This window comes from Actinoplanes solisilvae, assembly GCF_003999975.1.
Lineage (GTDB): Bacteria > Actinomycetota > Actinomycetes > Mycobacteriales > Micromonosporaceae > Actinoplanes > Actinoplanes solisilvae.
The window spans coordinates 171,328-196,610 of sequence record NZ_RJAC01000019.1; the positions used below are offsets into that span (position 1 = coordinate 171,328).

22 protein-coding genes, 1 tRNA gene and 2 pseudogenes are annotated in these 25,283 nt (G+C 63.9%); 10 read left to right on the top strand and 15 right to left on the bottom strand.

What is annotated here, in order from left to right; genetic code table 11:
* Window positions 1-42: 42 nt before the first annotated feature.
* Window positions 43-116 (top strand) — tRNA-Ile (locus EER30_RS34955).
* Window positions 117-118: 2 nt separating this feature from the next.
* Here the strand turns inward: EER30_RS34955 and EER30_RS34960 are convergent.
* The 9 genes and pseudogenes from EER30_RS34960 to EER30_RS35000 form a co-directional block, all read right to left on the bottom strand.
* Window positions 119-1,249, bottom strand: a complete 1,131-nt coding sequence (locus EER30_RS34960) for a tyrosine-type recombinase/integrase (RefSeq protein WP_205650548.1) — start codon at window positions 1,247-1,249, stop codon at window positions 119-121.
* 8 nt (window positions 1,250-1,257) lie between these two features.
* The gene (locus EER30_RS34965) at window positions 1,258-1,458 is read right to left on the bottom strand and encodes a helix-turn-helix transcriptional regulator (RefSeq protein WP_127505057.1); all 201 of its coding nucleotides are present in this window, start codon (window positions 1,456-1,458) and stop codon (window positions 1,258-1,260) included.
* The gene (locus tag EER30_RS34970; protein ID WP_240670485.1) at window positions 1,455-3,206 is read right to left on the bottom strand and encodes a replication initiator; all 1,752 of its coding nucleotides are present in this window, start codon (window positions 3,204-3,206) and stop codon (window positions 1,455-1,457) included. Before EER30_RS34970 ends, EER30_RS34965 begins: the two co-directional genes overlap by 4 nt.
* Window positions 3,203-3,388 carry a hypothetical protein gene (locus EER30_RS34975; protein WP_127505059.1) on the bottom strand — a complete coding sequence of 62 codons (186 nt, stop codon included), beginning with the start codon at window positions 3,386-3,388 and terminating at the stop codon, window positions 3,203-3,205. The genes EER30_RS34970 and EER30_RS34975 overlap by 4 nt, the downstream gene beginning before the upstream one ends.
* A gap of 20 nt (window positions 3,389-3,408) precedes the next feature.
* Window positions 3,409-3,864: pseudogene (locus EER30_RS34980) on the bottom strand (hypothetical protein); the annotation flags it as partial.
* Window positions 3,861-4,916 (bottom strand): FtsK/SpoIIIE domain-containing protein, encoded by a 1,056-nt coding sequence (locus tag EER30_RS34985; protein ID WP_240670486.1) that lies wholly within the window; start codon window positions 4,914-4,916, stop codon window positions 3,861-3,863. The gene EER30_RS34985 and the pseudogene EER30_RS34980, both read right to left, overlap by 4 nt.
* 352 nt (window positions 4,917-5,268) lie before the next feature.
* Window positions 5,269-5,448 carry a hypothetical protein gene (locus EER30_RS34990; protein WP_127505063.1) on the bottom strand — a complete coding sequence of 60 codons (180 nt, stop codon included), beginning with the start codon at window positions 5,446-5,448 and terminating at the stop codon, window positions 5,269-5,271.
* Window positions 5,449-5,672: 224 nt separating this feature from the next.
* Window positions 5,673-6,104, bottom strand: coding sequence for a hypothetical protein (locus EER30_RS34995; RefSeq protein WP_127505064.1), 432 nt, complete (start codon window positions 6,102-6,104; stop codon window positions 5,673-5,675).
* 100 nt (window positions 6,105-6,204) lie between these two features.
* Window positions 6,205-6,936 carry a GntR family transcriptional regulator gene (locus EER30_RS35000; RefSeq protein WP_127505067.1) on the bottom strand — a complete coding sequence of 244 codons (732 nt, stop codon included), beginning with the start codon at window positions 6,934-6,936 and terminating at the stop codon, window positions 6,205-6,207.
* 332 nt (window positions 6,937-7,268) lie between these two features.
* On the opposite strand from EER30_RS35000, the gene EER30_RS35005 reads away from it, so the two are divergent.
* Genes EER30_RS35005 through EER30_RS50075 form a run of 3 tightly spaced genes read left to right on the top strand, consistent with a single transcriptional unit; the run spans window position 7,269 to window position 9,660 of the window.
* The gene (locus tag EER30_RS35005; protein ID WP_205650549.1) at window positions 7,269-8,135 is read left to right on the top strand and encodes a winged helix-turn-helix domain-containing protein; all 867 of its coding nucleotides are present in this window, start codon (window positions 7,269-7,271) and stop codon (window positions 8,133-8,135) included.
* The gene (locus tag EER30_RS35010; RefSeq protein ID WP_127505069.1) at window positions 8,132-8,839 is read left to right on the top strand and encodes an HAD family hydrolase; all 708 of its coding nucleotides are present in this window, start codon (window positions 8,132-8,134) and stop codon (window positions 8,837-8,839) included. Before EER30_RS35005 ends, EER30_RS35010 begins: the two co-directional genes overlap by 4 nt.
* Window positions 8,836-9,660: a phosphotransferase gene (locus tag EER30_RS50075; protein WP_127505071.1), complete on the top strand. Its 825-nt coding sequence runs from the start codon at window positions 8,836-8,838 to the stop codon at window positions 9,658-9,660. Before EER30_RS35010 ends, EER30_RS50075 begins: the two co-directional genes overlap by 4 nt.
* A 72-nt stretch (window positions 9,661-9,732) precedes the next feature.
* Here EER30_RS50075 and EER30_RS35020 read toward each other — a convergent pair whose 3' ends face one another.
* Together EER30_RS35020 and EER30_RS35025 are read right to left on the bottom strand one after the other, a co-directional pair.
* Window positions 9,733-14,775 carry a leucine-rich repeat domain-containing protein gene (locus tag EER30_RS35020; protein WP_127505072.1) on the bottom strand — a complete coding sequence of 1,681 codons (5,043 nt, stop codon included), beginning with the start codon at window positions 14,773-14,775 and terminating at the stop codon, window positions 9,733-9,735.
* Window positions 14,776-15,114, bottom strand: a complete 339-nt coding sequence (locus EER30_RS35025; RefSeq protein ID WP_127505075.1) for a hypothetical protein — start codon at window positions 15,112-15,114, stop codon at window positions 14,776-14,778.
* Window positions 15,115-15,483: 369 nt separating this feature from the next.
* Between EER30_RS35025 and EER30_RS35030 the strand changes: the two genes are divergently transcribed.
* The 5 genes from EER30_RS35030 (at window position 15,484) to EER30_RS35045 (ending at window position 18,584) form a co-directional block, all read left to right on the top strand.
* Window positions 15,484-16,566, top strand: a complete 1,083-nt coding sequence (locus EER30_RS35030) for a DUF4365 domain-containing protein (protein ID WP_127505077.1) — start codon at window positions 15,484-15,486, stop codon at window positions 16,564-16,566.
* Window positions 16,567-16,952: 386 nt separating this feature from the next.
* Window positions 16,953-17,267 (top strand): hypothetical protein, encoded by a 315-nt coding sequence (locus tag EER30_RS35035; RefSeq protein WP_127505079.1) that lies wholly within the window; start codon window positions 16,953-16,955, stop codon window positions 17,265-17,267.
* Window positions 17,264-17,404: a hypothetical protein gene (locus EER30_RS47470; RefSeq protein ID WP_164842584.1), complete on the top strand. Its 141-nt coding sequence runs from the start codon at window positions 17,264-17,266 to the stop codon at window positions 17,402-17,404. The genes EER30_RS35035 and EER30_RS47470 overlap by 4 nt, the downstream gene beginning before the upstream one ends.
* A gap of 133 nt (window positions 17,405-17,537) precedes the next feature.
* Window positions 17,538-18,008, top strand: coding sequence for a helix-turn-helix domain-containing protein (locus EER30_RS35040; protein WP_127505081.1), 471 nt, complete (start codon window positions 17,538-17,540; stop codon window positions 18,006-18,008).
* 9 nt (window positions 18,009-18,017) lie between these two features.
* The gene (locus EER30_RS35045; protein ID WP_240670487.1) at window positions 18,018-18,584 is read left to right on the top strand and encodes a PIN domain-containing protein; all 567 of its coding nucleotides are present in this window, start codon (window positions 18,018-18,020) and stop codon (window positions 18,582-18,584) included.
* 245 nt (window positions 18,585-18,829) lie between these two features.
* On the opposite strand, the gene EER30_RS48115 is transcribed toward EER30_RS35045, so the two are convergent.
* The 3 genes and pseudogenes from EER30_RS48115 to EER30_RS35065 form a co-directional block, all read right to left on the bottom strand.
* A complete protein-coding gene (locus EER30_RS48115) occupies window positions 18,830-20,554 on the bottom strand; it encodes a plasmid pRiA4b ORF-3 family protein (RefSeq protein WP_205650550.1) in 1,725 nt (574 codons plus the stop codon).
* 79 nt (window positions 20,555-20,633) lie between these two features.
* Entirely contained in the window at window positions 20,634-21,107 is a 474-nt protein-coding gene (locus EER30_RS35060) for a UPF0158 family protein (RefSeq protein WP_127505083.1), read from the bottom strand.
* Window positions 21,108-21,138: 31 nt separating this feature from the next.
* Window positions 21,139-22,037, bottom strand: a pseudogene (locus EER30_RS35065) (plasmid pRiA4b ORF-3 family protein).
* Between the two features lie 71 nt (window positions 22,038-22,108).
* On the opposite strand from EER30_RS35065, the gene EER30_RS47475 reads away from it, so the two are divergent.
* On the top strand, window positions 22,109-22,543 hold the full coding sequence (locus EER30_RS47475; RefSeq protein ID WP_164842592.1) for a hypothetical protein: 435 nt from the start codon (window positions 22,109-22,111) through the stop codon (window positions 22,541-22,543).
* A gap of 514 nt (window positions 22,544-23,057) precedes the next feature.
* Here EER30_RS47475 and EER30_RS35080 read toward each other — a convergent pair.
* On the bottom strand, window positions 23,058-24,566 hold the full coding sequence (locus EER30_RS35080; protein ID WP_127505087.1) for a GGDEF domain-containing protein: 1,509 nt from the start codon (window positions 24,564-24,566) through the stop codon (window positions 23,058-23,060).
* Between the last annotated feature and the right edge of the window lie 717 nt (window positions 24,567-25,283).

Below are 25,283 nucleotides of genomic sequence, written 5' to 3' on the forward strand. Positions count from 1 at the left end.
TGGTCGTAGGTGTGCGTGACAGGTTAGGATCGCCGCCGGTACGGGGCGGTAGCTCAGTGGGTTAGAGCAGGGGACTCATAATCCCTCGGTCGCGGGTTCGAGTCCCGCCCGCCCCACGTTAGCTGGCCTGCTTCTTTGCGGCCGGCCGGACCGCGTCGAAGGCTGGTGCGGCGTGATCAGTCCGCAAATAGTCCGCACCAGCTTGCGTCGCGGCCTGATCCAGGCGGTCTGCGACCTGGTCCAAGTCGTCCTCGAAGAGGTCCGCGTACACGTCCAGCGTCATCGCGGCGGATGCGTGGCCGAGCATCCGCTGAACCGCCTTGACGTTGGCGCCCTCCGCAACCGCCAGGCTCGCAGCAGTGTGCCGCAGTTCGTGCGGTGTGATGCCGGTGAGCCCAGCTTCCCATGACGCTCTGTCGAAGACGCGGCGTCGGAAGTTGTTGTTACGCAGCACCCCGCCTTCGGGTGAGGTGAACACGAGGGCGTCGCGGTCCCGGCCGGAGACCCGTTCCTTGAGCGGGTCGACGAGGAAGCGGGGAACCGGAACTGACCGGCGATGGTGGGTCTTCGGGGTGCCGAAGACGGCCTTGCCGTTGATTTCGCTCATCGACTCGGCGATCAGCAGGCGTCGACGGGTCAGGTCGACGCGCTTGACTCGCAGCGCGGCCAGCTCGCCCCAGCGGAGGCCGGTGTAGGCGAGGACCCGGACGGTCAGGCCGTGCGGTTCGGCCGCGTTGGCGAGGACGGCGACCTGGGCGTGCGTCAGGAAGATCTTTTCTGCCTTGCCTACGCGGGGCAGTCGGACGCCAGTAGCCACATTGCGGGGGAGACGGCCGTCGCGAACTGCTTCGGCCAGGACCAGAGAGAAGACCCGGTGCGCTTGCCGAACGGTTGAAGGAGCGAGGCCCGCTTCGGACATGCGGCGGATCCATTCGCCCACGTCGGTGTGGGTGACTGCCGAGAGCGGGACGCGTTCCCAGACCGGGAGGATCTGGTTCCTGAGCAGCGACTCATAGCGGAACAGAGTTGAGGGCTTGAGCTGGACCTGGTTGCCGATCCAGCGCGCCGCCCAGTCGCCGGTGCTGACTTTCGCCAGGGCGGGATCGATCCACTCGCCGCGCGCGATGCTGTTCTTGACGGAGTTGAGCCAGCGTTCGCCGTCGGCCTTGCGGTCGAAGTGCCTGGAGTGCTCCTTGCCGCCTGCGTCGCGATAGCGGGCGCGCCACTTGCCGTTGGGTCGTCTTGTCACGCTCATCGTCAGGCCGCCTCTTCGAGCCAGGACTGGACATCGGCAGGGTCATAGCGCAGGTGCCGGCCCACCTTGCGGGCGCGCGGTCCCTGGCCACGGTGGCGCCATTGGTAGAGGGTGCCGACGGGGATGCCGAGGAAGTCCGAGACGTCACCGACGGACCACAGTCGGGGAGCGAGGGGGAGTTGCCGAACGTTCGCGCTTCTCATCGGTGGATCTCCTCTCCTGCGGCGGCACGTTGTCTCGCGGTGGCTAGTTCGGAGCGTCTGCGGATGCGCTCGGAGACTGCGCGGAGAAGGCGATGATCGAGCGGCGGTAGATCGGGGTCGTCGTACCGTGCCAACTCCCAGGCGATCTGCTTCTCCGGTTCGGGATCGGCTTCCGGCTGGTCGACGGTGCCGAGCAGGGCTTTGACCCAGGCGTGGGCATCGGCACGGTGGTCGGCGAGGGTCTTGCCGGACCAGTCGCGGGAGACGAGGACACGCCGGCCGCCGATGCCGAGGGTGGTCCGTTGGTGAACGCGTCCCTTGCAGTGGCCGGGGCGGAGCCGACCGTGCGCCTTCTTCGGCTGGACGCCGTAGAGCAGCCAGTTCGCGCATCGCTCGGAGCACGGGGTGATGCGAAGTTCATGCCAGAGCCGGTCCAGGTGGTCGCGTTGCGGGTCGCTGGTGGCCTGATGGCAGTCCGCCGCGGATTTGGTGACGTACTTGGTGATGTAGCCGATGGTGCGGTCGACGTCGCCGGAACCCGGGTCGACGCCCTTGGCCTTGACTTGGGCGCCGAAGCGAGCGAGATGCGCTGGTTCAGCGTCCGGATCGTCATCGATCTCGTTCAAAGCTTCAGCCCAGGTCTGAAGCGGGCGCTTGGTTTCCGGGTCCACCCACATCTCGGACCTGGCATCCCAGGTCGGCGGCCGGTCGAGCGGGTAGCGGAGTTGGTCGGCTCTCGGCCACCAGACCTGGTGGTAGGTGGCGGCTGCGACGAGCTCCAGCATCGTGCGGGGAACAGTTCCCCGAATCGCGAAGTGCGCGTGCGGAGCGAGTCTCTTCTGCGGCTCGACGCAGCCGGCGTACTGGACGTTCCAGCCGACAGCACGGCGCAAGTTCTGCCAGTAGCGGTCGAGCAGGCGGGGGAAGTGGACAGCGTCCCAGGCCGCGCGTCGGTAGTCGTAACGGGCGGGGTCGACCGGTGTGCCGAGCAGCGGATCGTCCTCGGTGTGCCGCTGACGGCAGGAGCACGGCCGTCCCTGGTGGACGGAATGCACCGAGCCGTAGCTGTCCAGCGTGAGAGTGAGCCACATCGACGGCCGGTGTTCGGAGCCGTCGTTGCCGGTGTAGGTACGGCCGACGGTGCGCGGGTCGACCTTCTGTCGAGGCAGGTCGGGCACGTCCGGCCGGCGCTTCGTCGATCGGACACGACGAGGCGCGTCGTCGTCGCCCTGGTCGTCGCAGGCGTGGCCGGGGGCGACGCTGCCGCGCATGCCTTCGGCGGCGATCTCCTGCTCGACCGCCTCGATGGCGGCGTCGATTCGGTCCAGCGCGATCACCCGGTCGTCGGGGTCCATCGCGGCGAGTTGAAGGGCGGCCCGCTCGAATTCGAGGTGTGCCCGCGCGGTAATCAATTCTCGTTGCCGAGCGGTGGCCGGCGAGGGGCCGGGATGCGGTTCGTCGGCGCGGTGCCAACCTTCGCGGATCTGGACTTGCCGCAGCCTCCGCGCCCGCTTGGCGCAGGGTGGGCACTTGGCTTCGAGGGTGGCACCGCAGGGCAGGTCGACGAGTTCGGTCTTGCCGGTGGCCAAGTCTGTGCGGCGCAGCGCGATGGGGCGTACGCAGACGCCGTGGTCGATAGCGAGATCTTTAAGGGCGTCGACGGCGCGTGGTTGGGCGAACCGGGCGGCCCGGGAGCCCGGCCGAGGCGTCGTCGTCTCGGCTGGGGCGGTCAGGGTCGGGATCGTCACTGGTTGGTCTCCCGTGCGGTGTGGTCGGGAAGCTGGACTTCGAGATCGAGCCGGATCCAGGCAGGGCCGCCCTGGTCGAGGTGGAGATCCGGCGGCTCATGGACGTCGACCAGGCTGGACAGGCGCAGGGCGGTCAGGGCTGCGGCGCATTCGGCGGTGGTCCCTTTGATGCGGATCTTCATCGGGTCACCTGCCCGATCACCGGGACGCCGTTGGGGCGAACCGGCACCGGCGGTGCCTTCGTTACTGCCGGCGCTTCCCGCTCCTCGATGGGCGCCGTGTTGGTGAAGACGAGCTTGACCAAGGCCATGAAGGCCAACGCCGGAACCGCCGACAACAGCCACCCAGACGGACTGGGCTGAGCGACGGCGAGCTGTGCGGACAGGGAAAGCGCGCCCGCACCAATGAGCAGGAAGAGCGGGTAGCCGATCGGAGCATCCACCCGGCGGCGTTGCCTGATGGTGAGCAAGGCAGCCACGGGGACGAGTTCGGAGATGACGGCATTCACCCAGCCGAAGGCATCGGGGGTGCCGGTCGGGACATGACGCATCGTCCAGTCGTGGACGTGGGTGAACGACGCCCATCCGGCCGCCACCGCGACGGTGGTGAGGATGACGGCCAACGTCAGGCCTTCGATCCGGTCGGCGTTCGACTTCACGCCGCACCTCCGGCTGGTTCGCCGTACAGGTAGGCCATCTCGCGCACCGCGTCGTCGTCGCAGTAGGTCAGCCGGACCCGCATCGGTGTCGGGTCGCCTTCGAGGACGACGTAGCCGACGCCTGGTTGCGTCTGGGGGATGCGGTCGCAGAGGGCACCGCGGTCGCGCATGCCGTCACCGAGAACCATGTCGACCTCTGCTGGCTCGGAGAGCCGCAGCCCGATACGGGTCGGGAACAGTCCCCGTGCGGGCAGCACCTCCTTGCGCGGGTCCTGGATCGCGGCGACGACGTGTACCCCGACTGCTCTGCCCTGAGTGAGGACGATGCCGAGCGCAGCCTTGATTCGGTCCTTGAGCTGCCGTTCCGTTAGGTAGGCAGTCAGGTTCGCCAGTTCGTCGATGACCAGAACGATCAGAGGCTCTTCCGGAGTCGGCTCGTGCTGGCGAGTCTGCCCGGCAAGCCGTGCCGCCCGTTCCTGAGCTTTGGCCGCCGCCTGCTCGATCAATGCCGCCATCTCGGCGAAGTCGCGTGACGCGAACCGAGCGAACATCGGCCGGCCGATTCCGAGTTCCATGCCTCCTTTGGGATCGAGGCCCCACAGTTCGACCACGCCGGTCAGTACGCCACCGGCGAGAGCACGGACGATCGACCAGATGACGGAGCCTTTGCCGGAGCCGGTCGCCCCGACGATCAGCACCTGGGTTCCGAAGAGCCGCAGGCGGTTGAGATCGCCGTCTTCCTGGACGCCGATCGGGAGGGCCGTGAAGTCGGGCAGGTATGGGACCGGCAGCGGACCGATGACATCGTGGAGGGTGTCGCCGCGCATCAGGACCACGGTCACGGTCGCGTAGGTGGGGCCGGGCATGGCCTTGGCCTGTCGGACACCGAATGTGTGCGCCAGGCGTTCGGAAGCCTTGGCGAAGTCGTCGGGGATCTGCCCGGTCACCATCCGGATCGTGACCTCGTCGCGGCCTGCTCGGCACCGGACCCGCACAATCTCCGGAATGATCGTGCGCTTGTCGTAGGAGATCGACAGCTTGGCGGTCACCATCGCCGCCATCCACCGCCGCCGGTAGACGAGTCTGCGGAATCGCGAGGATCGGCCACCAGCCGAATCGCAGCCACGACGGTCGGTGCGCAAACGCCCAGCCGGTCGCAGTGGCAGTGACCCCGCCGACCAGCATGGCGAGGGCCTGCCAGCCGTGCTGGAGGTAGAGCCAGGACAGGCCGGTTAGCGGCAGGGTGGCGTACCAATGCCGGACGTAGGTCATGACCACCCAGGCCAGGGCCTTGACGATCTCCCAGACGACGACCAGCCAGATCGGAAGCTTGACGACCGGGGTCCGCACGTTGAGCGGTGCTACCGGGATGGTCTCGCCCCGGATGATGTTGATCAGCGGCATCTAGCCCACCGCCTCGGCCGGGACGACCTGGTCGAAGGTGGCAAGGGCCTGACGGATGTGGTCGAGGCGCTCGGCGTCGCTCACGTCCGGGATCAGCAGTGTCCAAGCCTCGATCCGGCCGATCAGCGCGGCATATCGTTGTGCGTGCTCCCAGCCGTTCAGCGCATGTCGCTCAAGCACCTGTGTGCAGGCCGCGCACCGCTTCACTCCACGCCGAAGCGGCTTGATCTGATCGCAGCCGCTACAGGTACGCCATACGGTGTTGACTCGTGTCGTGACGCGGGCAGGTCGACTACCTTGGGCATCACAGCCCCTCTCCTCTTGCGGGATGGGTGGAGGTTGAGCGCCCGGGGCGGGGAGAACTTCTTGGCGGTTGTTGGCCCCGCTCCCGGACGCGACAAAGATCAGGCGGCTTTCGCGCGCCCGGCTGCCTGCGGTGCGGTCATGCCGCCGGCACGCACCGACCAGGCCTGGCGCGCGCGGCACTTGTTGCCCGTCCCCTTGCACCGCTGCGAGTCCACGTACGGCGTCAGCGTGACGTCGGTGAACTCCACCATCGGCGGGTAGCCCGGCACCGCCGACGCAGGCGGAACCGGCTGCTGGGCAGCGACAACCTTGACCTTGAACTCCTTCGAGCCGCCGAACTTGCCGGCCTCCGGGTCCAGGTCGAGCACGCGGACCAACCAAATGCGTTCGCCGGTCTCCTTGTCGCGGAGTTGGTCGTCGCCCTGTCCCCGCTTGTCGAAGTCGGTGGCTGGCTCAACACCCAGGCAGAGCGCACCTTGCGGAGCAACGTAGTCCCAGGAAACCGGAACCTTGATCGAGTTCGGAATCAATGTCTACTCCCTCGTCCAAGCCTGACTACTTAACTAGCCAAGTTGGACAGACGGTAGCAGTTGGTCAGCTTGGCTAGCCATACTGATTCAGAGTCTGAAATCAATGAAGGGCGAAGAGTTCTTCGATGCCTGGCGGTAGAGCTGGCATGACCTGGTCGATGACCAGAACCGGGTGTCCGACTTTGGTTCGGACGACCAAGAGGCTCGCCAGCACCACGGCGCGGTGGTCCAGAGCGAGTAACGCCGACTCGCGAGGCGACGCCGCTCTAGCGGTAAGGCGTTCGATTACGTCGCCGGCGACGAGTTGCCGCCTTCGCTCCAGGTGGTCCAGCGCGCCCTCGCGGAGCGGAGCCTCGCTGGCGAAGTCAGTGCCGGAGGCGGCGACGGCCGGCAGAAACACGGTCGACAGTGCGGATTGACTCGCACCACTTGCGGACCTGACTCGCTGGCGGGCGATAACCGGCTCGCCGATCCGGATCGCCAGCGCCGTCGCGATCCGGGGCGACGCTGGAGCACGGCCTGCTCCCACCACAGAGCGCATCCCGATCTCTGCGGCGTGCAGGGCATCCAGAACTCTGGCCGGGGGGCTCGAAGGCCGCGGTCGCGGAGTGCCGAGAACGGTTCGGCCCTTGCCCTGGACGCCCTCGATGTAGCCGAGTTGCCGCAGGTACTCCAGAGCCCGTACGACGGTTGAGCGGGACGCGACGAACTCGCGCACCAACTGCGCCTCGCTGGGCAGCAGAGAGCCGAGTGGGTAGGCGCCGTTATCGATCCGCGCCTGGAGGGTGTTCGCGATCGTCGCGTATTTCGAGGTCGTCGGGTCGATCCGCATTCCGGTCACGCTCGGGCGCGCACGGGAGTGGGTCGGTTCTCGGATGCGGGTGATGTGGTGTCGAGCAGTTCACGCATCACAGACCTCCACCCGGTGGCGTTGGGTGGCGCCGGAGCGGGCGGTTCACGTTGGGGCGCGTTGACCGCGCCATCGCTCCGGCGCCTACTGTCCCGCGTAGACAAGATCGCCCTGGCGATTAAGCGAGTAACGTCTTGCGGAACAGTTATGACTAGCTTGGCTAGCCATATCGACCGTAAGCCCTTGCGGTCCGCCTACGCAAGCAGACCGGCGAGATATTTCCTAACCTGGCTAGCCAGGCTTACGCTGCTGGAGTGAACGTGGAAGCCCGCGACCTCGACGACTTGGAGCCGGACGATGCCCGCCCGGCCTCCCAGCAGATCGCCAACGTGCTGCGCGCGGCGATCCTGACCCGACGCTTCTCCCCCGGTGAGCGCCTGCCATCCCAGACCGATCTCGCCGAGCGCTACGGCGTCGCGCGCGAGACCATCAAGTCCGCGCTGCGCATCCTGCGAGATGATCGTCTGATCGTCAGCAGGCAGGGGAGTGGGGCGTTTGTTCGCGCCCAGACTGATCGGCCCGTTGGGTTACGCCCGCACATCGAGGCAGCCTTCGAGCAGGCTCATATCAGCATCGACTTCGCCGGCTTCTCCAGCGAGACACTGCACGGCGCCATCCAGGAGCCGCTAGACAAGATTCGCGCTGGCCGGCTCACGCCGGAGTCGATCGCGATCCGGATTCTGTTGCCCGACCTGACGCAACCGTCGGTTGTACCGTCTCGCGCAGAACCAGCCGGAGACGATCCCGCCGTCCGTGAGCGTGCCGCCCGGATAGCTCGCCGGCATACCGAGGCGATCGTCGAGTCGGTGGGGGAGCTCGGCACACTGGGCCTGGTCCGCAACGCCACTACCGAGATCCGCGCCTACGGCACGACGGTCCTGTCCAAGCTCTACATCGTCAACCGCGACGAGGTGTTCTTCGGCTTCTACCCGGTCGTCCGCAACACCGTCTCAGTCGACAAGCAGCCGGTCCCGATCTTCGACGTCCTGGGCAAGGATGTTCCCCTATTCCACTACGCGATCAGCGGCGACGACGGCGACGCCGGTGACCAGTTTGTGCAGCAGTCCCGCGCCTGGTTCGACAGCGTGTGGGAGACCATCGCGCACGAGTACACCCCATGAACCTCACCGAGCTGGTCGGCGCAACCCGCTGCCTCATGATCGACTTTGATGGCCCGGTCTGCGCGGTGTTCGCCGGCTATCCGGCCGCCACGGTCGCCAACGAGCTCTGTGCAGTCATCCGGTCGCGTTTCGGCGCAGAGCTTCCGTTGAACCTGGACGAGCATCATGCTGATCCGCTGCGGATGCTGGTTGAAGTTGCATCGCTCGGAGACGACGAGCTGACGCGCGAAGTAGCTGCCGCATGTAGAGATGCGGAAATCACCGCGACCGGGACCGCGACGCCAACGCCCGGTACCGAGGATGTGCTTCGCGCCGCCCAGGCCGCCGGCTATCGAACCGCGATCGTCAGCAATAACGCCACTGAGGCCATCGACGCTTACCTTCGACGCCACAACCTGTTCCGCTATGTCAGCGTCGTGGTGGCGCGCTTCGACGGTATGGACCCGCGGCTCCTTAAGCCGAACCCATTCCTCCTCGACCGTGCCGTGGCCGCACTCGAAGGTCAGTCAGATGAAGCGACGTTTATCGGCGATTCGGTGAGTGATGTCGTTGCGGGCCGAGCCGCAGGCGTTCGCACCATCGGCTACGCCAACAAGCCAGGTAAGCGCGACCGACTGACCGACGCGGGAGCCGACATCGTGATCGAAAGCATGCAGGACCTCGCGGTCAACCTCCGCCATGCGGCCGCAAACCCGACGCGATGACCGATCAGTTCGCGGTGCCGGAGACCGTGCTTGCCAACGTACGCCGCCGCTGGCCGGCAGTCGCCGACAGATGGGCCAGTCTGGTTGATTCGGAGTTCAGATCGCTTTGCGAGCGTTACCAGGCCACACCCCAGAGCGTCCTATCAGCTCGCTACGGACTGGTTGTAGCTGTCGATACCTCGAATGGCCCGCTCGTGTTCCGTAGCAGCCCCGACCCTCGTGGGCAAGCCCAGGCGGCCGTCGCCGTTGCCCTTGCAGAGTTAGGCGCCGCCCCGAGGGTGCATGAAGCCGACACAACCGACCACGGCACGTGGACCGTGCTCGACCGCGTTTCCCCGGGTACCCCGCTCAGTCAAGCTGATCCTGCGACTATCGATCCTCAAGCGCTATTCGCGCCGCTCGCTGCAATGCGGGACCAGCCACCGCCGCTGCCCAGAATGCCATCGATCTTGGATTGGTTGCGTGACCGGCTTCTGAACGACAATCTGACAGATTTACGGCCCGGCACTACTGTTGCGTCTCCAAACGAACGAAGAAATGCCCTCACCATATTGACAGACCTGGCCCGCAGCCATGTACCGGGTCTCTGCCACGGCGACGCCTCAAGCGGCAACATCATTGCCGACGGTCCACGAAACTGGATGTACATCGACCCTCGTGGTATGAGTGGCGAACATGCATACGATGTTGCGGTGCTGACTATTAGAGTAGGCGCCGTCCGGAACCTTCCAGGTCTAATCTCGCGAATTTCGGAGCTGACCTCCGTGCCCATTGCGCGACTTCAATCCTGGGTTGAAGTCGCGCGAATTGCGCGTGTCTAGCATACAAACGGCAGTTAACCAGCAGGCAATTGTCAGTGCATAGGGGACCTTCTTTAGACCCCCTAGACCCCTCTAGCGCGGCACCTCGGGAAGGCCTGGACGGTAAATTGACTCGAACCGACGATGCACCCACCTATAGCCACCATCCGCTCGAACTCGAACTAGGCCGGCAAACGTCGAATCAATTCGCGCGATCTCTTGGCGCAAGGCTTTAACAAGCGATTGGTCCATCTCAATCCTTGCGCTGGCGCCGATGGTATTTCTGTTCTCTGATGAAGATGTACCTTCCAAGCGTAGTGCTTCGTCATATAAAGCCTCAACTCCATCCCCGGCGTGTTCGAGCTGCTTACCGAGAGCGCTTTGCCATGATTGTTGGTTCGGTGCAACTAGATCTGTCACCCCTGCGGCGACGGGCAGTATTGTGCGCAGAACGACGGAGACGGCTCTGAACCATGGAGCTGACTTCCTCACCCATTCGCGCGGCATGGACAAGTCGTACACGCCATTGAGGCCTTTGCTCTCGCTAAGAACATATACTGGCAAGCGCGAATGTTCGCACCACAACGTGACACGTAGGCGGATGCGAGTCACGTCCGGATGCAGAAGATCCCGATCAAGCCTATCTACTGTGAAGAGTCGTGGGCCATCGCGTGCGTCATCATCAAGCGAATAGATAAGTTCTCTATAGTGCTGCTCGACCTTACCCATGGCCTCCAGCACATTTCTACTTACGTCTCCAATATCTTCCCTGATCTGGCCAAGCAATTTCTCCTGCCGGGTAACCGATACACTGACGATTTGATCCACGTTCTGCAAAATTAGTTCGGCCCAGGTGTCGAACGCAGGACGGAGTGCACTATTGACGGCCTCGCTGACACGGTCAACTCCGGCTGGCAGCGCATCTCCTCCCGTGAGGAGGGGATCAATCGGAAGATACTTATTGCATACCCGGCACGGGCATTTAGGTAGGCCCTCCTTTTTGGCCTCCACCAGCGCCTCGATGTCGAATATTCCAGAACCAGGCTGACTCTTAGGGCAGTCGGTACCGCAAGGTACCAGCACACGTACTCGCAATGCCGGCCAAAGGTCGCTGACAAGCTCGCGAATCGCCCGAGTCACTAGGTCGAGCAAGAGTGGTGGAAAAATTGAGCGCACCGTGACGGTGAGTCGCTTATGCTGCTCAATAACTAGAGCCCTGCCATAAAGACTATCCTCTATTAGCAACCCGGTTTGCCAATGTCGGCTGTGACTGTAATCTTCTCGTCCCAACGAATAGCGGTGCAGGCGTACTATTAGTCGGTACATCAACCCAGTAGGCATAGTTTGGGTATCGTAGCGATCTACAATTTCACAGATTTGCGTCTTCTCCGCCCAATCATTCCCGTAGCTTTCCCACGCATCCTCGATGCTAGGTTGAGTACTGGATACTAGCTGAGTGACAAGGCTAGTTGGTTCAGCCGCGGGCGCAATATCAGTGATGCGATATGAGATGTCGAACCGTTCCATCAAGTAAAGGAAAATGGGATGTAATGAAGCTGGATACTGATCCTGACGCTTTGTGTCTGACCAAATCACGGAAACCCGCCTATGTGCAAGGAGGCCGTTGTTCGTTCGCGTGACGGGATCGTCGAGAACAAAGCTGACTGCCGTGCTCAACCAATCGGGTTTGAACGTTATAACGTCCGCTAATTGTGGATCATCTGCATAGTAGATCCAATGCCCTAGGTCGTTGCAGCTCAACGCGAGTGAGCGGGCGCTCGTGGTGGAGAGCCCGTGCACCTGGGCGAGGTCGCAATACTCCGTGTACGGAAGATATGCTGTTCCTGAGTCACGAATCGATTGACGCATAGTCATCCAGCTAGCTGGGTACTCGCGAGAAGTATGCGGGATGGCGACAGCCGTGTCAGCGATAGCCTCCATTAGTTCCTTGATGCCTGTCGTAGTGCGACTGTCGATATGGTGGAATCCTATGAGCATCTCGCCGAACCGGCGTCGGAGAGCGGCTTCGTCAATCCATGCCCCCCTGTGACCCGTATCCGCATGAGTTGCCACGACATGCACTCGAACGTCATCGCCGGCACGAAGACGTATCTGCTCAATCCAGTAGTCCACATAGCTGACCTCTGGGCCGCGACGAGGACTCCACACCACTACATAAATCGCGGGAGCCGTAAAAAAGAGTTGGTGGGTGGGGCGATAATCCGGCTGGCCGCCGAAATCCCAAGCGTTAAGAGTAACAACGGTCCTGTTGGACGAACAGGCCCTTACTTCCTTTACCTCAATGCCGTGAGTAGTAACTCTGTCATCTATCCAATTATCCTTTCGCATTGCGGCAAGGAGACTGCTTTTGCCTGCTCCACCTTCGCCAACCAGTACTAATTTCGCCTCACTAATCTGCACGCCTTCGTCGCGAAGAAGACGCAGGTACTGATGTAGCTCCGTCGAGCCCTCGGCGTTCGCTGCCCTTAGCTCGGGAGATAGTGGATTGTCATCTATGTTGAGGGTTCCCGCTGGCCAGAGAGCCAACGCTGGTGTAATGCGTGTTAACAGATTCTTTCTCAGATCGATGTTGGTGAGTTCTCTGAGCTGGGTAAATTCCACAGGCAACTGATTGAGCTGGTTTTCACTGAGGTCGAGGTTGACGAGCTGGGCCAGCTCAAATATTCCATTCGTAATGTGACTTAGTCTGTTTTTGTTGAGAAATAGAGAGCTTAGTTCGGTCAACTGGTTCAGCCAGTCCGGCAGGGCATCGATCTGATTGTTACTGACGTTGAGGACGTTGAGGTTAGTGAGTTGGCCCAGCCAGCTCGGCAGGGCGTTAAGTTGAGTATTGGTCAGATCGAGGTAGATGAGGTTGGTGAGCCGACTCAGCCAGTCTGGCAACGTGTGGAATTGATTACTTCCTAGCCCAAGGTAGGTTAAATCATTAAGCGTGCTGAGCCTCATAGGCAGTTCAGTTAGCTTATTGTTACCGACTTGAAGAGTCGTAAGATTTCGAAGATCGGGCAGCCAATCTGGCAGGGCCGAAAGTTGATTTTCGGCTATGCTCAAGAATTCCAGATCCTTAAGCTCGATTAGCTGCCTCGGTAAGGCCTCAATCCCCATACCGTTTAGATAAAGCGTTTTAAGATCGGTGAGTCTCGCAATCCACTGTGGCAGAGCTTTGATCGGATTTCCCTCGAGGTCCAGGGTCCGAAGTTTTGTAAGCTCTCCCAGCCACTCTGGTAGGTCGTTAAGTTTGTTGTTCCAGAGGAAAAGGCTCGTAAGGTTGGTTAGATGGCGTAGCGAATCCGGTAGTACTGAAAGCTGGTTGTTCCAAACAAACAGAGAATTCAACTCAGTAAGCTGGCCCAGCCAGTCCGGCAATGCGCTGAGTTGATTGCTGCCGATATTGAGCTCAGTCAGATTGATAAGCCGGCTGAGAGAGTCTGGCAACGTGCTGAGCTGGTTGCCGTCGACGTCGAGCGTAGTGAGGTTGGTGAGCTGGCCTAGGAAATCGGGCAAGGCGCCGAACCGATTGCTGCCGATCGTGAGGCTCGTGAGGTTGGTGAGCTGACCTAGCCATTCTGGCAGTACGTGAAGCCGATTGTTGTTGAGGCGAAGAGTGGTGAGGTTGGTGAGGTTTACAAACGTGTTAGGCAAAGCGTCAAGCTGGTTGTTGTGGAGATCGAGTTCAGTGAGGCTGGTGAGGTGACTTAGCCATTCAGGTACAGCGTCGAGCTGACTGTCGCTGAGACCGAGATTGGTGAGGTTGGTGAGCTGGCCGAGCCATTCCGGGAGAATGGAAAGCCGATTGCGGCCGATGTTAAGGGTGGTGAGGTTGGTGAGTTCGCCTAACGAGCCGGGCAGGGCCTGAAGTTGGTTGCTGCCGATGGTGAGGTTGGTGAGGTTGATGAGCTGGCCTAGCCAGTCCGGCAGCGCGGAAAGCCGGTTTCTGTCGATGTCAAAGTTGGCGAGATTGGTGAGCTGGCTCAGCGTGTCCGGTAGGGCATCGAGGCGATTGTTGTTGAGGCGAAGAGTAGTGAGGTTAGTGAGCTGGCTCATCCAGTCGGGGAGAGTGGAAAGCCGGTTGCTCCCGATGTCGAGGGTGGTGAGGTTGGTGAGCTGTCTCAGCGAGTCGGGCAGGGCGTCGAGCCGGTTGCGGGAGGCATCGATGGTAGTGAGGTTGTTGAGCTGGCCTAGCCAGTCCGGGAGGGCGTGAAGCCGGTTCCTGCTGATGTTGAGGGTGGTGAGGTGGGTGAGTTGGCTCAGCCAGTCCGGGAGGGCGTGAAGCCGGTTGCCGCTGATGTTGAGGATGGTGAGGTGGGTGAGTTGGCTCAGCCAGTCTGGCAGGGCGTGAAGCCGGTTGCTGCCGATGTCGAGGGTGTCGAGGTTGATGAGCTGGCCTAGCCGGTCGGGCAGGGCGTCGAGCTTGTTGTCGTCGATGTTGAGGGTGGTGAGGTGGGTGAGTTGGCTCAGCCAGTCTGGCAGGGCGTGAAGCCGGTTGCTGCCGATGTCGAGGGTGTCGAGGTTGGTGAGTTGGCTAATCCATTCCGGGAGGGCGTGAAGCCGGTTGTTGTTGAAGCGCAGGGTTGTGAGCTCGGTGAGTTGGCTAATCCATTCCGGAATGGCGTGAAGCCGGTTGCTGCCGATGTCGAGGGTGTCGAGGTTGGTGAGTTGGCTCATCCATTCCGGGAGGGTGGAAAGCCAGTTGCCAGCGACATTGACGGTGGTGAGCTTAGACAGCCGGCTCAGCCAGTCGGGCAGCGCGTCGAGCTTGTTATCGTCGATCTTGATCGTGGTGAGGCTGGTGAGTTGGCTAATCGATTCCGGGAGGGCGTGAAGCCGGTTGCTGCCGATGTCGAGGGTGTCGAGGTTGGTGAGCTGGCTCATCCAGTCCGGAAGGGTAGACAGCCGGTTTTCCCTGACGTTAAGGGAGGTGAGGCTGGGAAATTGGCTTAGCCAATTCGGCAAGATGGACAGGAGATTTCCGGATAGATCGACAGAACTGATGGAGTGAGGAAGCGCAAGATCATTTGGGATCGTTGTCAGGCTGAGGTTGGAAAGATTAAGCGCACCGCTCTTGGCCTCGTGCGCGATCTGAACGCGCTTCCGGACTTCCTCGAACTTAGTCACTCACACTTCCACTTCAATCGATGATTTAACTTTGACGATTCGGTTTGCCTCGCTGTAGATGGCGAGCACTCCTCCGGTGATGAAGGAGAGCCCCAGTGCAGCGGTCAGGCCGGCCGCGATGAACAGCGCCGCCGCAACAACTAGGCGCATGCCGCCGAGAACTCCACGCCAAGCCAGCACGGCACCCACGATCGTGACGAGGAGGACAGCACTCACCATCAACTCAGTGGTGGGGCTGCCGAAACCGACGTCTTCCACGACATCGGGAAGGCCGGAGTAGATCATCAAGACGCCACCCAATTCGAGCAGCGGAGGGACCGTCCACAGCAGCAGAGCCATCCCGCCACCGTGCCTGGTATCTGCCGACGAAGCGGGCATATCAACTCCCTAGCTACTTAAGTAGTCAGCCTGTCAGGAGTAAGCCAATGCCAGCAACCCCGCTGAGTGGGCAACTGTCGACATCTATATGACAGGCCCAAGAGAAGTCCTCGCGATCGAGTGGGATGGCGTATGCCTCTCACCCTCGATGACGATGCCTAGTGCGACTGCCGAATTGATCTCTTCTGAATCAAGGCGCCGCGTAGGCGCGGCGCGTGCCGGCCGCGTTCGGCCTGCTGGCGGCCTTCGGCCGGCATCGGCCGACGCGCCGGCCGACCGCGGGGCGGCTGCGAGTTCAACCCGCCGGGCAGGCGTGGAAGGATCGTGTGGGTGAGTCGTACGAAGCGCAGATCTTCCACCCATATGACGGCCGAACGAGGCGTTGACCTGGTCGGGACTGCATTGCCGTCTCACTGGGTGCTTCGGGAGCCGTCGCCAGACTATGGGCTTGACCTGCACATCGAGGTGTTTGAACTGGCGGACGATGAAGATGGGTGGGACACCCTAGGCGAGCACTTCTTCGCACAGGTGAAGGCAACCGAACGTCCGGACGCTGGAACAGTGCGGGTGTACCCGCGTACCAATGTCGCCAAGGGGTTGCCGGCCTACGACCGGTCCGCGGAGTACCGGGACCTTGAGGTGGTCCGATTCTCTTTAGATGTGCCGGAGCTACGGACTGTCGAAGCGATGGGTGCCGCTGTGCCGGTACTGCTGCTGGTCGTTGATGTTTTGAGCAAGACGGTCTACTACGTCTGCTTGAACGACTACATCGCCAAGGTCCTCAGCCCGGAGAACCCTGGCTGGCGGTCGCAGAAGACGGCTACGGTGATCATTCCTCGCTCCAACCAGTTGGACCCAGGCAGCCCGGCTTTCTCCTACGTCCGGTTGCTGGCTCGCCGTCCGAAGCTGTACGCGGCTTTCCAGGCCTTTCATTATCAGAAGCATGAGTTCGGCTATGTGTTCGAGCGGTTGAGTTTCTTGCCGGAGCTTCGCACTTTCGGATCGTTGCGTGATTCGGGAGACGGGCCGATGTTGCTGTCCTTCCTCAAGACGTCGCTTGCGCTCGACATTTGGGCAGATACTGGGCCGCGTCGGTGGTGGCCGCTGGACGACGTGCGCTCCCAGATGGAGCAGTGTCGACGAGTGTTGGAGCATGCCGAGCCTGAGGCCGATGCGACGTTGTTCCTGCACCAAATGGTCGGTGTGCTTGGAGCCGCCGAGAATCTAGGTCGCATGTACGAGGAGCTGTGCCGGGAGTGGCGCCTTCCCACCTTCTTGGCGTCGTTTGGCGCCGAGGTTGAGGAATCCATCGGCGGCCCGGTCGACTTAGCTAGATGCGCGGTCCTGAGCGGTACTGATGTGGCAGGTTGTGCCTCCCGAGCCTCAAGGTCTGCTTCTCAGCAAGGTTCTTAGGAGCTGCCGCGCCGCTTCGCGGCTTGCCACCGGAAAGGTTGGGCGCGGTGGTGCCGTGGTTGCCGAACGCCGGCACTGACGGTCAGTGCCGGCGGGCTGCGGGGCTGTGGTGCGCGAGCAGGGTGCGGCCAAGATCGAAGAGTCCGCAATTAGTCCGCACGAGGGCCGCAAACCTAGCGGAACGCTGTCAGGTCATGGCAGGTGTTATCGGAGCTCGGTGGATGTCTGCGCCGGTAGATCGACTCTGGTTTTCGATCTCATAATCCCTCGGTCGCGGGTTCGAGTCCCGCCCGCCCCACTTTGATCTTGCATGCGAACCATTGCTCGGTGGTGGGCGGTCGTCGTCCTCTGGTCAGGTGCCGGAGGCGGTTTTCTATCCTGCGCGGGTGTCTTCGCTCAGTGATGCCGAGCTCGATGCCTTGGTCGCCGAGGCGGTCGTGGACTGCTACGACGAGCATGAGCAGCTCAGTGGCCTCTTCGTCATTATCCAGGACAATCTGGTGACGCCGTTCGACACCGAGGTTCTCGGTGTGCCGGTGGTGGTCCGGGAGGTGGATCTGCGTTCGTCGGGGATCGCGGCCATCTGCCATTGTGGCGGGCTGCAGCAGCCGATCGGGGTTCTGGATCTGCCGTTGCCGGATCCCGCGCCGGAGGGTGCGCAGTGGATCGAGGCGTATCGGTGGTGGGCGGCCGGCTCATGAGCGAGTACCAGTATTACGAGTTCGTGGCGCTTGATCAGGCGTTGACGGCGAAGCAGCAGGGCGAGTTGCGGGCGGTGTCGTCGCGGGGTCGGATCACGTCGTCGGGTTTCGTCAACGACTATCAGTGGGTGATCTGAAGGCTGATCCGGCCAAGCGGCCCGGCGATACCTTGCCGTTTCGCTGCAGCGTTGTATGCCCGGCTACCGGGCGCTGGGTTTCGTCAAGCCGTAGCGGTCTTTCGGATTTTTCGAATAGCGGTATGCTGGCTTCATGGCGAGCACCCTGCGTGAACGGACCGTTCTCCCACCGGAAGACCCCGCCGACCTGGTGCGTTTCGCGCGGGGTCTGGCCGAGGCCGAGGCCCCCGCGCGAGCGAAGCTGGTGGGCCCGGACGGTTCGCAGCTCGACATCCCGGCCGAACTCTATGTACTGCTGCGTGACGTCGTCGATGCCCTGTCCCAAGGCATGGCCATCTCGATCGCCCCGCACAACACGATGCTGACCACCCAAGAAGCCGCTGACCTGCTCAACATCTCACGACCCACGCTGGTCCGCCTGCTCACCGACGGCGAGATTCCGCACAGCCTGCGCGGTCGGCATCGACGAGTCCTGCTGCGTGACATCCTCGACTACTCCGAACGCACCCGCACCGAACGCCGCCGCGCCCTGGACCAGATGGCCGCCGATGCCGAGGACGACAACCTGTACGAGATCACCCTCGACTCCCCGCCGTCGAGGTGACAGTCGGTCATGGTGGCGTTCCCGGCGTTCCTTGACACCTGCGTGCTCTACCCGGCCTACCTGTGCGACACGCTGCTCCGCCTCGCCGAAGCCTCCGCGTACCGGCCGCTCTGGTCGGCTGACGTCTTCGCCGAACTGCGTCGCAACCTCATCGAGCGTGGGCTACCGCCAGATCGGGTCGATCGGCGGCTCGGCCAGATGAGCCGGTCGTTCCCCGACGCCCTGGTCACTGGCTACGAGTCACTTATTGACGGTATGACGAACCATCCGAAGGACCGGCACGTTCTGGCCGCCGCCGTACGCGCCAATGCCGAAGTCATCGTCACCTTCAACCTCAACGACTTCCCCGAGCCGGCCCTCAAGCCCTACGACATCGCGGCCATCCACCCCGACGACTTCCTCCTCGACCAACTCGATCTCTACCCTGGCTTGACCATGGACGTGCTCCGTCACCAAGCCGCGTCCTACCGACGAGCGCCGAACACCGTGCCGGAGGTCCTCGTCCTTCTGCAGCGCACCGGCGGGCCCAGATTCGCGGCTGAAGTGCGACGTCATCTTGGTCTCCCGGCCTGGTAGCGCAGCCGTCCGAGGCGGCTGAAGGCGGGTATAAATCAGGCTAACGGGATGGTCGAGTACCCCTTGAACTGGCCAAACGTCCCGGCAGCGAATCGCCGGTGACGATGGTCGGGTGGTTCGCATGGTGCAACGTCCGGTCCACCCCTTCGATGAGCAGGATGTTCGTAGAGGACCAGGTGAAGTGTGCGAACCATGCGGAGGGCGGTCCCCGGTTACGGATCGCCCTTCGCCCTCGTCGTGCGCCCTCAGATGCCTTCGTCGCTGTTGTTGAGGTTGGCGAGGTGTCGGTTGGTTTCGGCGAGGTCGAACGGCTCGGGTTCTTGCGGATCGTCCTCGGACCAGTATTCGACGGGGGAGTCACCGGAGAAGCCAGTGCACAGTGGGTACGTGATGCCGGGGTCGCGTTCCGTGGCTCGTTCCAGGGTGATCTCGTGCCACCAGCTTGCGCCGAAGTCGTACTCGTAGCGGATCTTCTTGGCCGCCCCGACGAATACGTCCCGTAGCCGTACGCCGGATTCGTCTTGTTCGTCGCCGCCCAGGTCGAAGAACGGGTCGCTGTAGCGTTTACCGCCGATCTCGAACTGGTGCAGGTGGTCGCCGTCCCAGCCGAACAGGATCTGGATGACGGCATGCAGGTCGGCGAGCGTGGTGGTGGAGGGCACCAGGATGCGCCGCCAGATCGGTGGTCGCCAGCGCATCAGTCCCACCTTGAGCTGGTACACCTGGTTGATCGACGGGATGGCGCCCAAGTCCAGGAACTGCTGTACCGCGGCGGTCACGCGGGCGGCGTCCGGGTGATCGACGCCCGACGCCACGTTCATGCGGGCCTCCATGCCTTCGCCGGGCAGGCGGTCGAACAGTACGGTCAGCGCCTCGTCCGGGCCGGTCCCGTCCAGCGCGGCCGTGGCGAACTCGACCGTCAGCCACCGGGCGTCGGCGGGCGTGATGCGCGGCTCGTCATCGGCGATGGCGGTCAGGGAGACCCGGGCATGCGCGCCGAGGTTCGGCAGGTGCGCCACCGCCTGCCACACGGCCAGTGCCTGGTCGCCCAGGCTGTCGGCCACGTCGCCGGCCCCGATCCGGGCCGCCGCCGACAGATCCGCGGCTGCAATCAGCAGTTCCCGGGCCGCGTCGGCCGGGCGCCGGTACTCGAGCCATCGCCGGGCCGCCGGCCACGGGTCCGTGCCGCGGCGCACATGGTCGGCCAGCACCTCGACCACTACATCGGCCGGCATGTCGAGAGTGACGGTACGCGGACGGTCGGCCTGAGCCTGGGCCAGGGACCACCGGCCCAGTGCGGTCACCGCGACGGTCGCGCTGTCGTCGCCGGTCACCGCGCCGAGCTGCCGGAGCAGGTCCACCAGGCCGGCGAACGGATCGCGGGTCTCGTGATCCGCATACTGGATGAGCGAACGGACGTACCCCCATCCCAGCGGGTCCTCGTCATCCTCGCGCCGCTCGACGATGGCGACCACCCGGTTCCAGAGGCTGTCCGGGTCTGTGCCGTCCGGCATGGTCACCGCCTCCAGGAACGCGAGCGCCAAGATGAGCACGCTTCCTTCACGCCGCGTGTCGGACTCGGCCGCGCACACCGCGTGGAACCCGGCCCACCACGCGTCGAGGGTTTCGGTGTCCGTCGATGACGACCACTGCTCCCATGCCGGCCCGGCCGTGGCGACGGAGCCGCTGATCTTCAACAAGCCCGAGCCGACGGCGAAGCTCCATGGCCGGTGCAGGGTCGGCACGTCCGCTGCCGTGCGTACCCTGTCCGGCACCGGAACACCCACCACGGTCGCGGCGGCAGAGACGTCAGCACGGCGTACCACCCGGCCGGCCGTCACCGTCCGGCCTGGGCGGCCCACCCATCTGGCCAGTGCGCTGGCTTGCTCGGCCATCAGACAGCCGCGGGCCAGGCGTGCCGCGCCGGCGACATCGACAGGAACAATCACCGGGAATGGCTGCGAATCCATCCGCGAACGCTATCCGCATCGCGGCGCCCGCCGAATTCGGGATGCGAACGATGGAGGGTGAGCCGGAGTACCGATGAAGTCAGGGCACTGGTGGAGCGGGATGCTCGGCGAAGAAGCGGTCCGCGGCAGCACCGCCTATCAGTGATTCGTCGAGCAGCCACTCGACGGCCCGGCGGGCGGCCCGGGTGTCACGGAATTCGTGCCACGGCTGCAGGAGGTGTGGGTATTCCTCGTGCAGCTCGTCCTTGAACCGGCGGAACGTGCCGCGGCCGTTGATTGCGCGGGCGAGCCGCCGTGCTGCCTGCTCGTCACTGACGAGGTCGACGAAGTCGGCCATGTCCTGATACCAGAGGTACGACGGCAGGGGCCGGATCATGGGAAGATCCAGCTCGTCGAGATCGACGGGATTCGTGCCGTCGACGCCACCTTCCCGGGTCCACAGGACCATATTCCCGGTCTCCGGGTCGATCAAATGCTGATGCTCGTCGTCGAGGTTCTGGTCCGACAACGCGGCCGCGATCTCGTCGAGGTCGAAGCGCTCGATCTCCAGCACTACTCCTCCGTTCCGGCCTGCCCTACGCCGGTCACCAGCCCGGCCTTGCAGCGATCATCACGGTGACGATACGGCGGTTGGCGTCGGCGGGGTCGAAACGTACGGGATCGAAGTCGCTGCCCTGCTCAAGACCCAGCCATCGTCGTAGATCATGGTGATCACGATGGTGTGGGTCGGCGAGCGCGTCGAGCAGCTCCTGGTAGCCGGTGGTGCCGCCGCAGTCTTCCGGTGGGCAGGCACGAGCACCGTCCGGGCGGGGCGGGTATCGCCCGGTCGGCTCGGCGGGTACCAGTTGCTCCAGCACCCGAACGTGTCTCCCGCACGGGCGGGCAAGTCGCGCAAAGCGGTCTTGCGCTCGTCGTGCATCGGAAAATCAAGGTCGAGTGTGCCGTAGTGGCCGGTGGGGTGGATGAACATGTGTAGGTGGGAGTTGGTCCAGCCCATCGCGGCCTGGATGACACGGTCGAGCCGGTCCAGGCGCAATGTCATGGGTACGAGTAGGCGTCGCCATACCGGTGGGTCGGTATCCAGCAGTGTGACCTTCATTTGTGCGATCTGATCGCCAGGCTGTACGAGGGCGAACATGGTGCGCAGGACCTTCTCGGTGGCTGGGGACAGGTGCAGTGTTTCGTCGTCCTCGACCAGCGCGCCGAACGCCACCAATTCGCTGGCAGCGCGGCGCAGGTCGCGGTCGGTGGCCGTACGGATGCGTCCCAGTTGCTCCGTGGTGGCCTGGTCCAAGTAGTAGCGGTTTGAGAGGACGGACCAGACCCGTTCCTGCGCGTCCTCGATGCGCGCCGTGTCACCGCCTCCTCCCGCGATGGCGGCGAGTAGTACGGCGATCCCTTCACTGAAGTCCTCGCCGAGCAATGAGGCGTACCAACCGGGCGGGCAGAGTGCCGGGCCGAGTTGGTCGAAGGCCGCGAACATGGCCGTCCACAGTTCCACTGGCCGGTCCAGCAGGCGCTGATTCTTCTTTACCGGCACCAACCGCCCGTGCCTTGGCCCAGGCCACCACGATCGCCAACCGGGGAAGTTCGGCGCTGCTACGGGTGCGGAACATCCGAGTGCCGATTGCCGGGTCGATCTCGTCGCCGGTCTCCCAGAAGGCCGACCAGATGCCGGGCGTCGGCTATGGTCAGCTGACCGGTCTGGGTCAGTTTGCGGCCGGGCCCGATCCAGCGGTTCAGAGCGACCACCTGCCGCAAGACGGGTGCCGATGCCGCTGCGGCGGCCAGATCTTCTTCAGGCATCCGTGGACCGATCAGTTGGCCGGCTGCCATGGGTCAAGAAGGCTGACGCCGGTATCGACGAAGTCTCTGGCGTTCCGAGTAGCCAAAGACGCCGCTTGCGAGCGGCAGATGGCGGCGATCTGCGCGTCGAACCCGCTGATCGGGTTGCCCTGTTTTTCCCGGCTCGCGACGATGTCGGCGTAGGCGCTGGCGGAGGCGAGGTCGAAGGGCAGGACCTGGCGAGGGAAACCGCGAAGATCTCGTCGGCCGCCTGATGCAGTGATTGTCGCCGTCGGCCCTCCGGCATGTGCGCGATACCGTGTCGGATCTCGGCGATAGTGACCGCGGTCGTGTGCAAGCCGTCAGCGGAACTCCGCTGCAGCCAGGCGAGCACCGCCGGAGCAGGTTCAGGACGCATGAGTTCGGAGACCACGTAGCCGGCACTATCGGTGCCGAACCGGCCTTGCACGAGGACCTTTTCACGGTCGTTGATGACCTCGATGGTCGCGGATCGATTATGCGGGTCCATACCGATGATGACCTGTCCCATTCCGCTGCACAGTGACCCGGCGGGATGCATGCCAGATCTGAGCCACACCAACAAGCCACAGCCGGGTCCTCCTGCCTCCCATCGGTCAGGACCGGGGCCAAGGTGAGCAGGACGGTGCAGACAGCCCAGGCGCGGAGCGGCGACAATGTCCCAAGCTCCACTCGTCGCCTACCGGTGTGCCGCTGCGAGGTTTGGCTGGGTCGGGTCGTCGGCGGCGGCGACCCGGTTGCGTCCGGCGTCCTTGGCGGCGTAGAGGGCACGGTCTGCGGCCAGAACGATGTCGTCAATGTTCCCCGAGCTCGTGGCTGCCATGCCGGCGACGCCGAGGGAGATGGTGACGCGGTGCAGGCGGTTGTCGCCGACGGCGATGGGGGCCGCGGCGATGCCGTGGCGGATGCGTTCGGCGATTTCGTGGCCTCGTGCCGGGTCGGTGTCGCGGAGCAGGATCGCAAACTCCTCGCCGCCGTAGCGGGCGACCAGATCACCGGGGCGGGCCAGGCTGCGCAGGCGTTGGGCGACCTCGACGAGGACCCGGTCACCGCCCTGGTGGCCGTAGGTGTCGTTGACCTTCTTGAAGTGGTCGATGTCGAGTAGCAGCATGCTCAGCGGATCGCCGGAGCGCTGTACCCGGGCTGCTTCGGTGCACAGTGCTTGTTCGAGGTAGCGGCGGCTGCGTAGCCCGGTCAGGCCGTCGGTGATAGCGGCGCGCCGCTGGGCTGCCACGAGCCCGGCCAGCCGGGTCAGGACCAGCATGAACAAGACCATGCAGGCGCCGCCCGCGACGATGACTTGGGCGTTGCCGGTGAGGGCGTATTGCAGCACCATGCTCGCCGGAGCGACCAGGGAAGCCAGCGCCAGGACGCTGAGCCGGCCCACGGTGGCGTCCGGTGTCGCGGTCGAGGACGAAGCGACCAGGTCGGGCGCCGATGGGTGCAGCACTGCTGCGGCGAGCAGGAAGGCGGCACTCATCCAGACACCGTCGACGTGGCCGGCGGTCTGGTAGGTGCCGTTGAGTGACTGGATGCTGAAGGCCGTGTCGGCGTACAGGTTGAGCGCCAGGTAGCCGCCGAGCATGAACAGGGCGGCCGAGCGTGGTCCGGCGCCGAGAAGCAGCCGCGAACCGACCATGATCAGCGCCAGGTCACCGACGGGGTATGCCACCGATACCAGTGTCGGCAGGTTCCCGGTGGTTACCGCCATGACCGGCGCGATGACGAACTCGTAGGTGAGGTAGGCGGCGCTGACCGCCACGATCGCCGCGTCGATCGCGCTGGCGCCGTCCCAGCCGGGGGTGCGGCGCCGCACGATCAGGAGCAGGCCGATCGCCCCCAGTGGGTAGGCGGCCAGGTATCCGATGTCGGCGATGCTGGGGTAGGCGACCTCCCCCTGCACGACCGAGAGGAAGCAGAACACCCCGTCGGCGGCGATCACGACGGCCGCGGCCGCCCCCAGCAGCAGCATGGCGGGCCTCGACGGCCGGTGCCGGCGGGCCGCGACGAAACAGGCTCCGGCCATCGTGCCGGCGGCGCTGGCGAACAGTGCCACCTGGGCGGCTACCCAAGCGCTCCCGAGGCTGGCGAGCCAGTAGTACAGGGCGATGACCACCACGCCTGCGGCCAGCACGACCTGCCACCCTGCGACACGCCGTCTCGCCACGGCCAGCTCTGTTCTACGCATGCGGGAACAGTGCTACCGGTCGGGTGCCGACCGGGACGCGGCAGGGTTGCCGGCGGGTTGCGTCTCTTTAGAAGCGGGGACAACTCCTGGCGCCCGACCCGAAGGGCAGCGGCGGCCTCAACCGCCCGGTCCAAGGGGATCGCGACGAGCCGTTCGACGTCCTCAGCGTTCATGGTGGGCAGGACATCACAACCTGCCGCACTGATGCAGGTAGGGGGTGCCATCCAGTGAACGTGTTGCTGGGGCCGCTAGCGTTGGCTTCACCGTCAGAAGGCAAGCAAGACTCTCTCGCGAAACGCTTGCTGCTGGCCGTCTGAGCAGTCGCCGAGCTCAAACTGCGACCGCAACGTATCGCTAGAACGTCTCCAACTGGCCGGGAAGAGGCACAGGCGGGTCCGGCGGGGGAAGAAGCTCCGCTGCTTCGGCGGCGAGCCGGCCAATCGTGTCGATAGGCATGACGAAAGCGATGTGCCACGTCTCGTCACTTTTAATTCATAGGTTCGGGGTTCGAGTCCCCCGGCGGCCCCCTTGTCGATGGCTGACCGGTCGACCGTGCCTCGCTCGTTGGCGATCGGGACGTTGGTGTTGAGAAGCAGGCTGTTTCGCCCCGGGTTTGATGGAGACATCGAAACCTGGGAGAAGATTTAGCTATGCCGGCACCGAAGAAGTACCCCGATGAGCTGCGTGAGCGTGCGACCCGGTTGGCGGTCGAGGCCC

What these genes read in the sequence shown, in the direction of transcription:
- EER30_RS34965 (WP_127505057.1), bottom strand. Translation starts at nt 1,458, where the DNA reads ATGAGAAGCGCGAACGTTCGGCAACTCCCCCTCGCTCCCCGACTGTGG.
- EER30_RS34975 (WP_127505059.1), bottom strand. Translation starts at nt 3,388, where the DNA reads ATGAAGATCCGCATCAAAGGGACCACCGCCGAATGCGCCGCAGCCCTG.
- EER30_RS34985 (WP_240670486.1), bottom strand. Translation starts at nt 4,916, where the DNA reads ATGGTGACCGCCAAGCTGTCGATCTCCTACGACAAGCGCACGATCATT.
- EER30_RS35000 (WP_127505067.1), bottom strand. Translation starts at nt 6,936, where the DNA reads ATGCGGATCGACCCGACGACCTCGAAATACGCGACGATCGCGAACACC.
- EER30_RS35010 (WP_127505069.1), top strand. Translation starts at nt 8,132, where the DNA reads ATGAACCTCACCGAGCTGGTCGGCGCAACCCGCTGCCTCATGATCGAC.
- EER30_RS50075 (WP_127505071.1), top strand. Translation starts at nt 8,836, where the DNA reads ATGACCGATCAGTTCGCGGTGCCGGAGACCGTGCTTGCCAACGTACGC.
- EER30_RS35025 (WP_127505075.1), bottom strand. Translation starts at nt 15,114, where the DNA reads ATGGCTCTGCTGCTGTGGACGGTCCCTCCGCTGCTCGAATTGGGTGGC.
- EER30_RS47470 (WP_164842584.1), top strand. Translation starts at nt 17,264, where the DNA reads ATGAGCGAGTACCAGTATTACGAGTTCGTGGCGCTTGATCAGGCGTTG.
- EER30_RS35040 (WP_127505081.1), top strand. Translation starts at nt 17,538, where the DNA reads ATGGCGAGCACCCTGCGTGAACGGACCGTTCTCCCACCGGAAGACCCC.
- EER30_RS35045 (WP_240670487.1), top strand. Translation starts at nt 18,018, where the DNA reads ATGGTGGCGTTCCCGGCGTTCCTTGACACCTGCGTGCTCTACCCGGCC.
- EER30_RS48115 (WP_205650550.1), bottom strand. Translation starts at nt 20,554, where the DNA reads ATGGATTCGCAGCCATTCCCGGTGATTGTTCCTGTCGATGTCGCCGGC.
- EER30_RS35080 (WP_127505087.1), bottom strand. Translation starts at nt 24,566, where the DNA reads ATGCGTAGAACAGAGCTGGCCGTGGCGAGACGGCGTGTCGCAGGGTGG.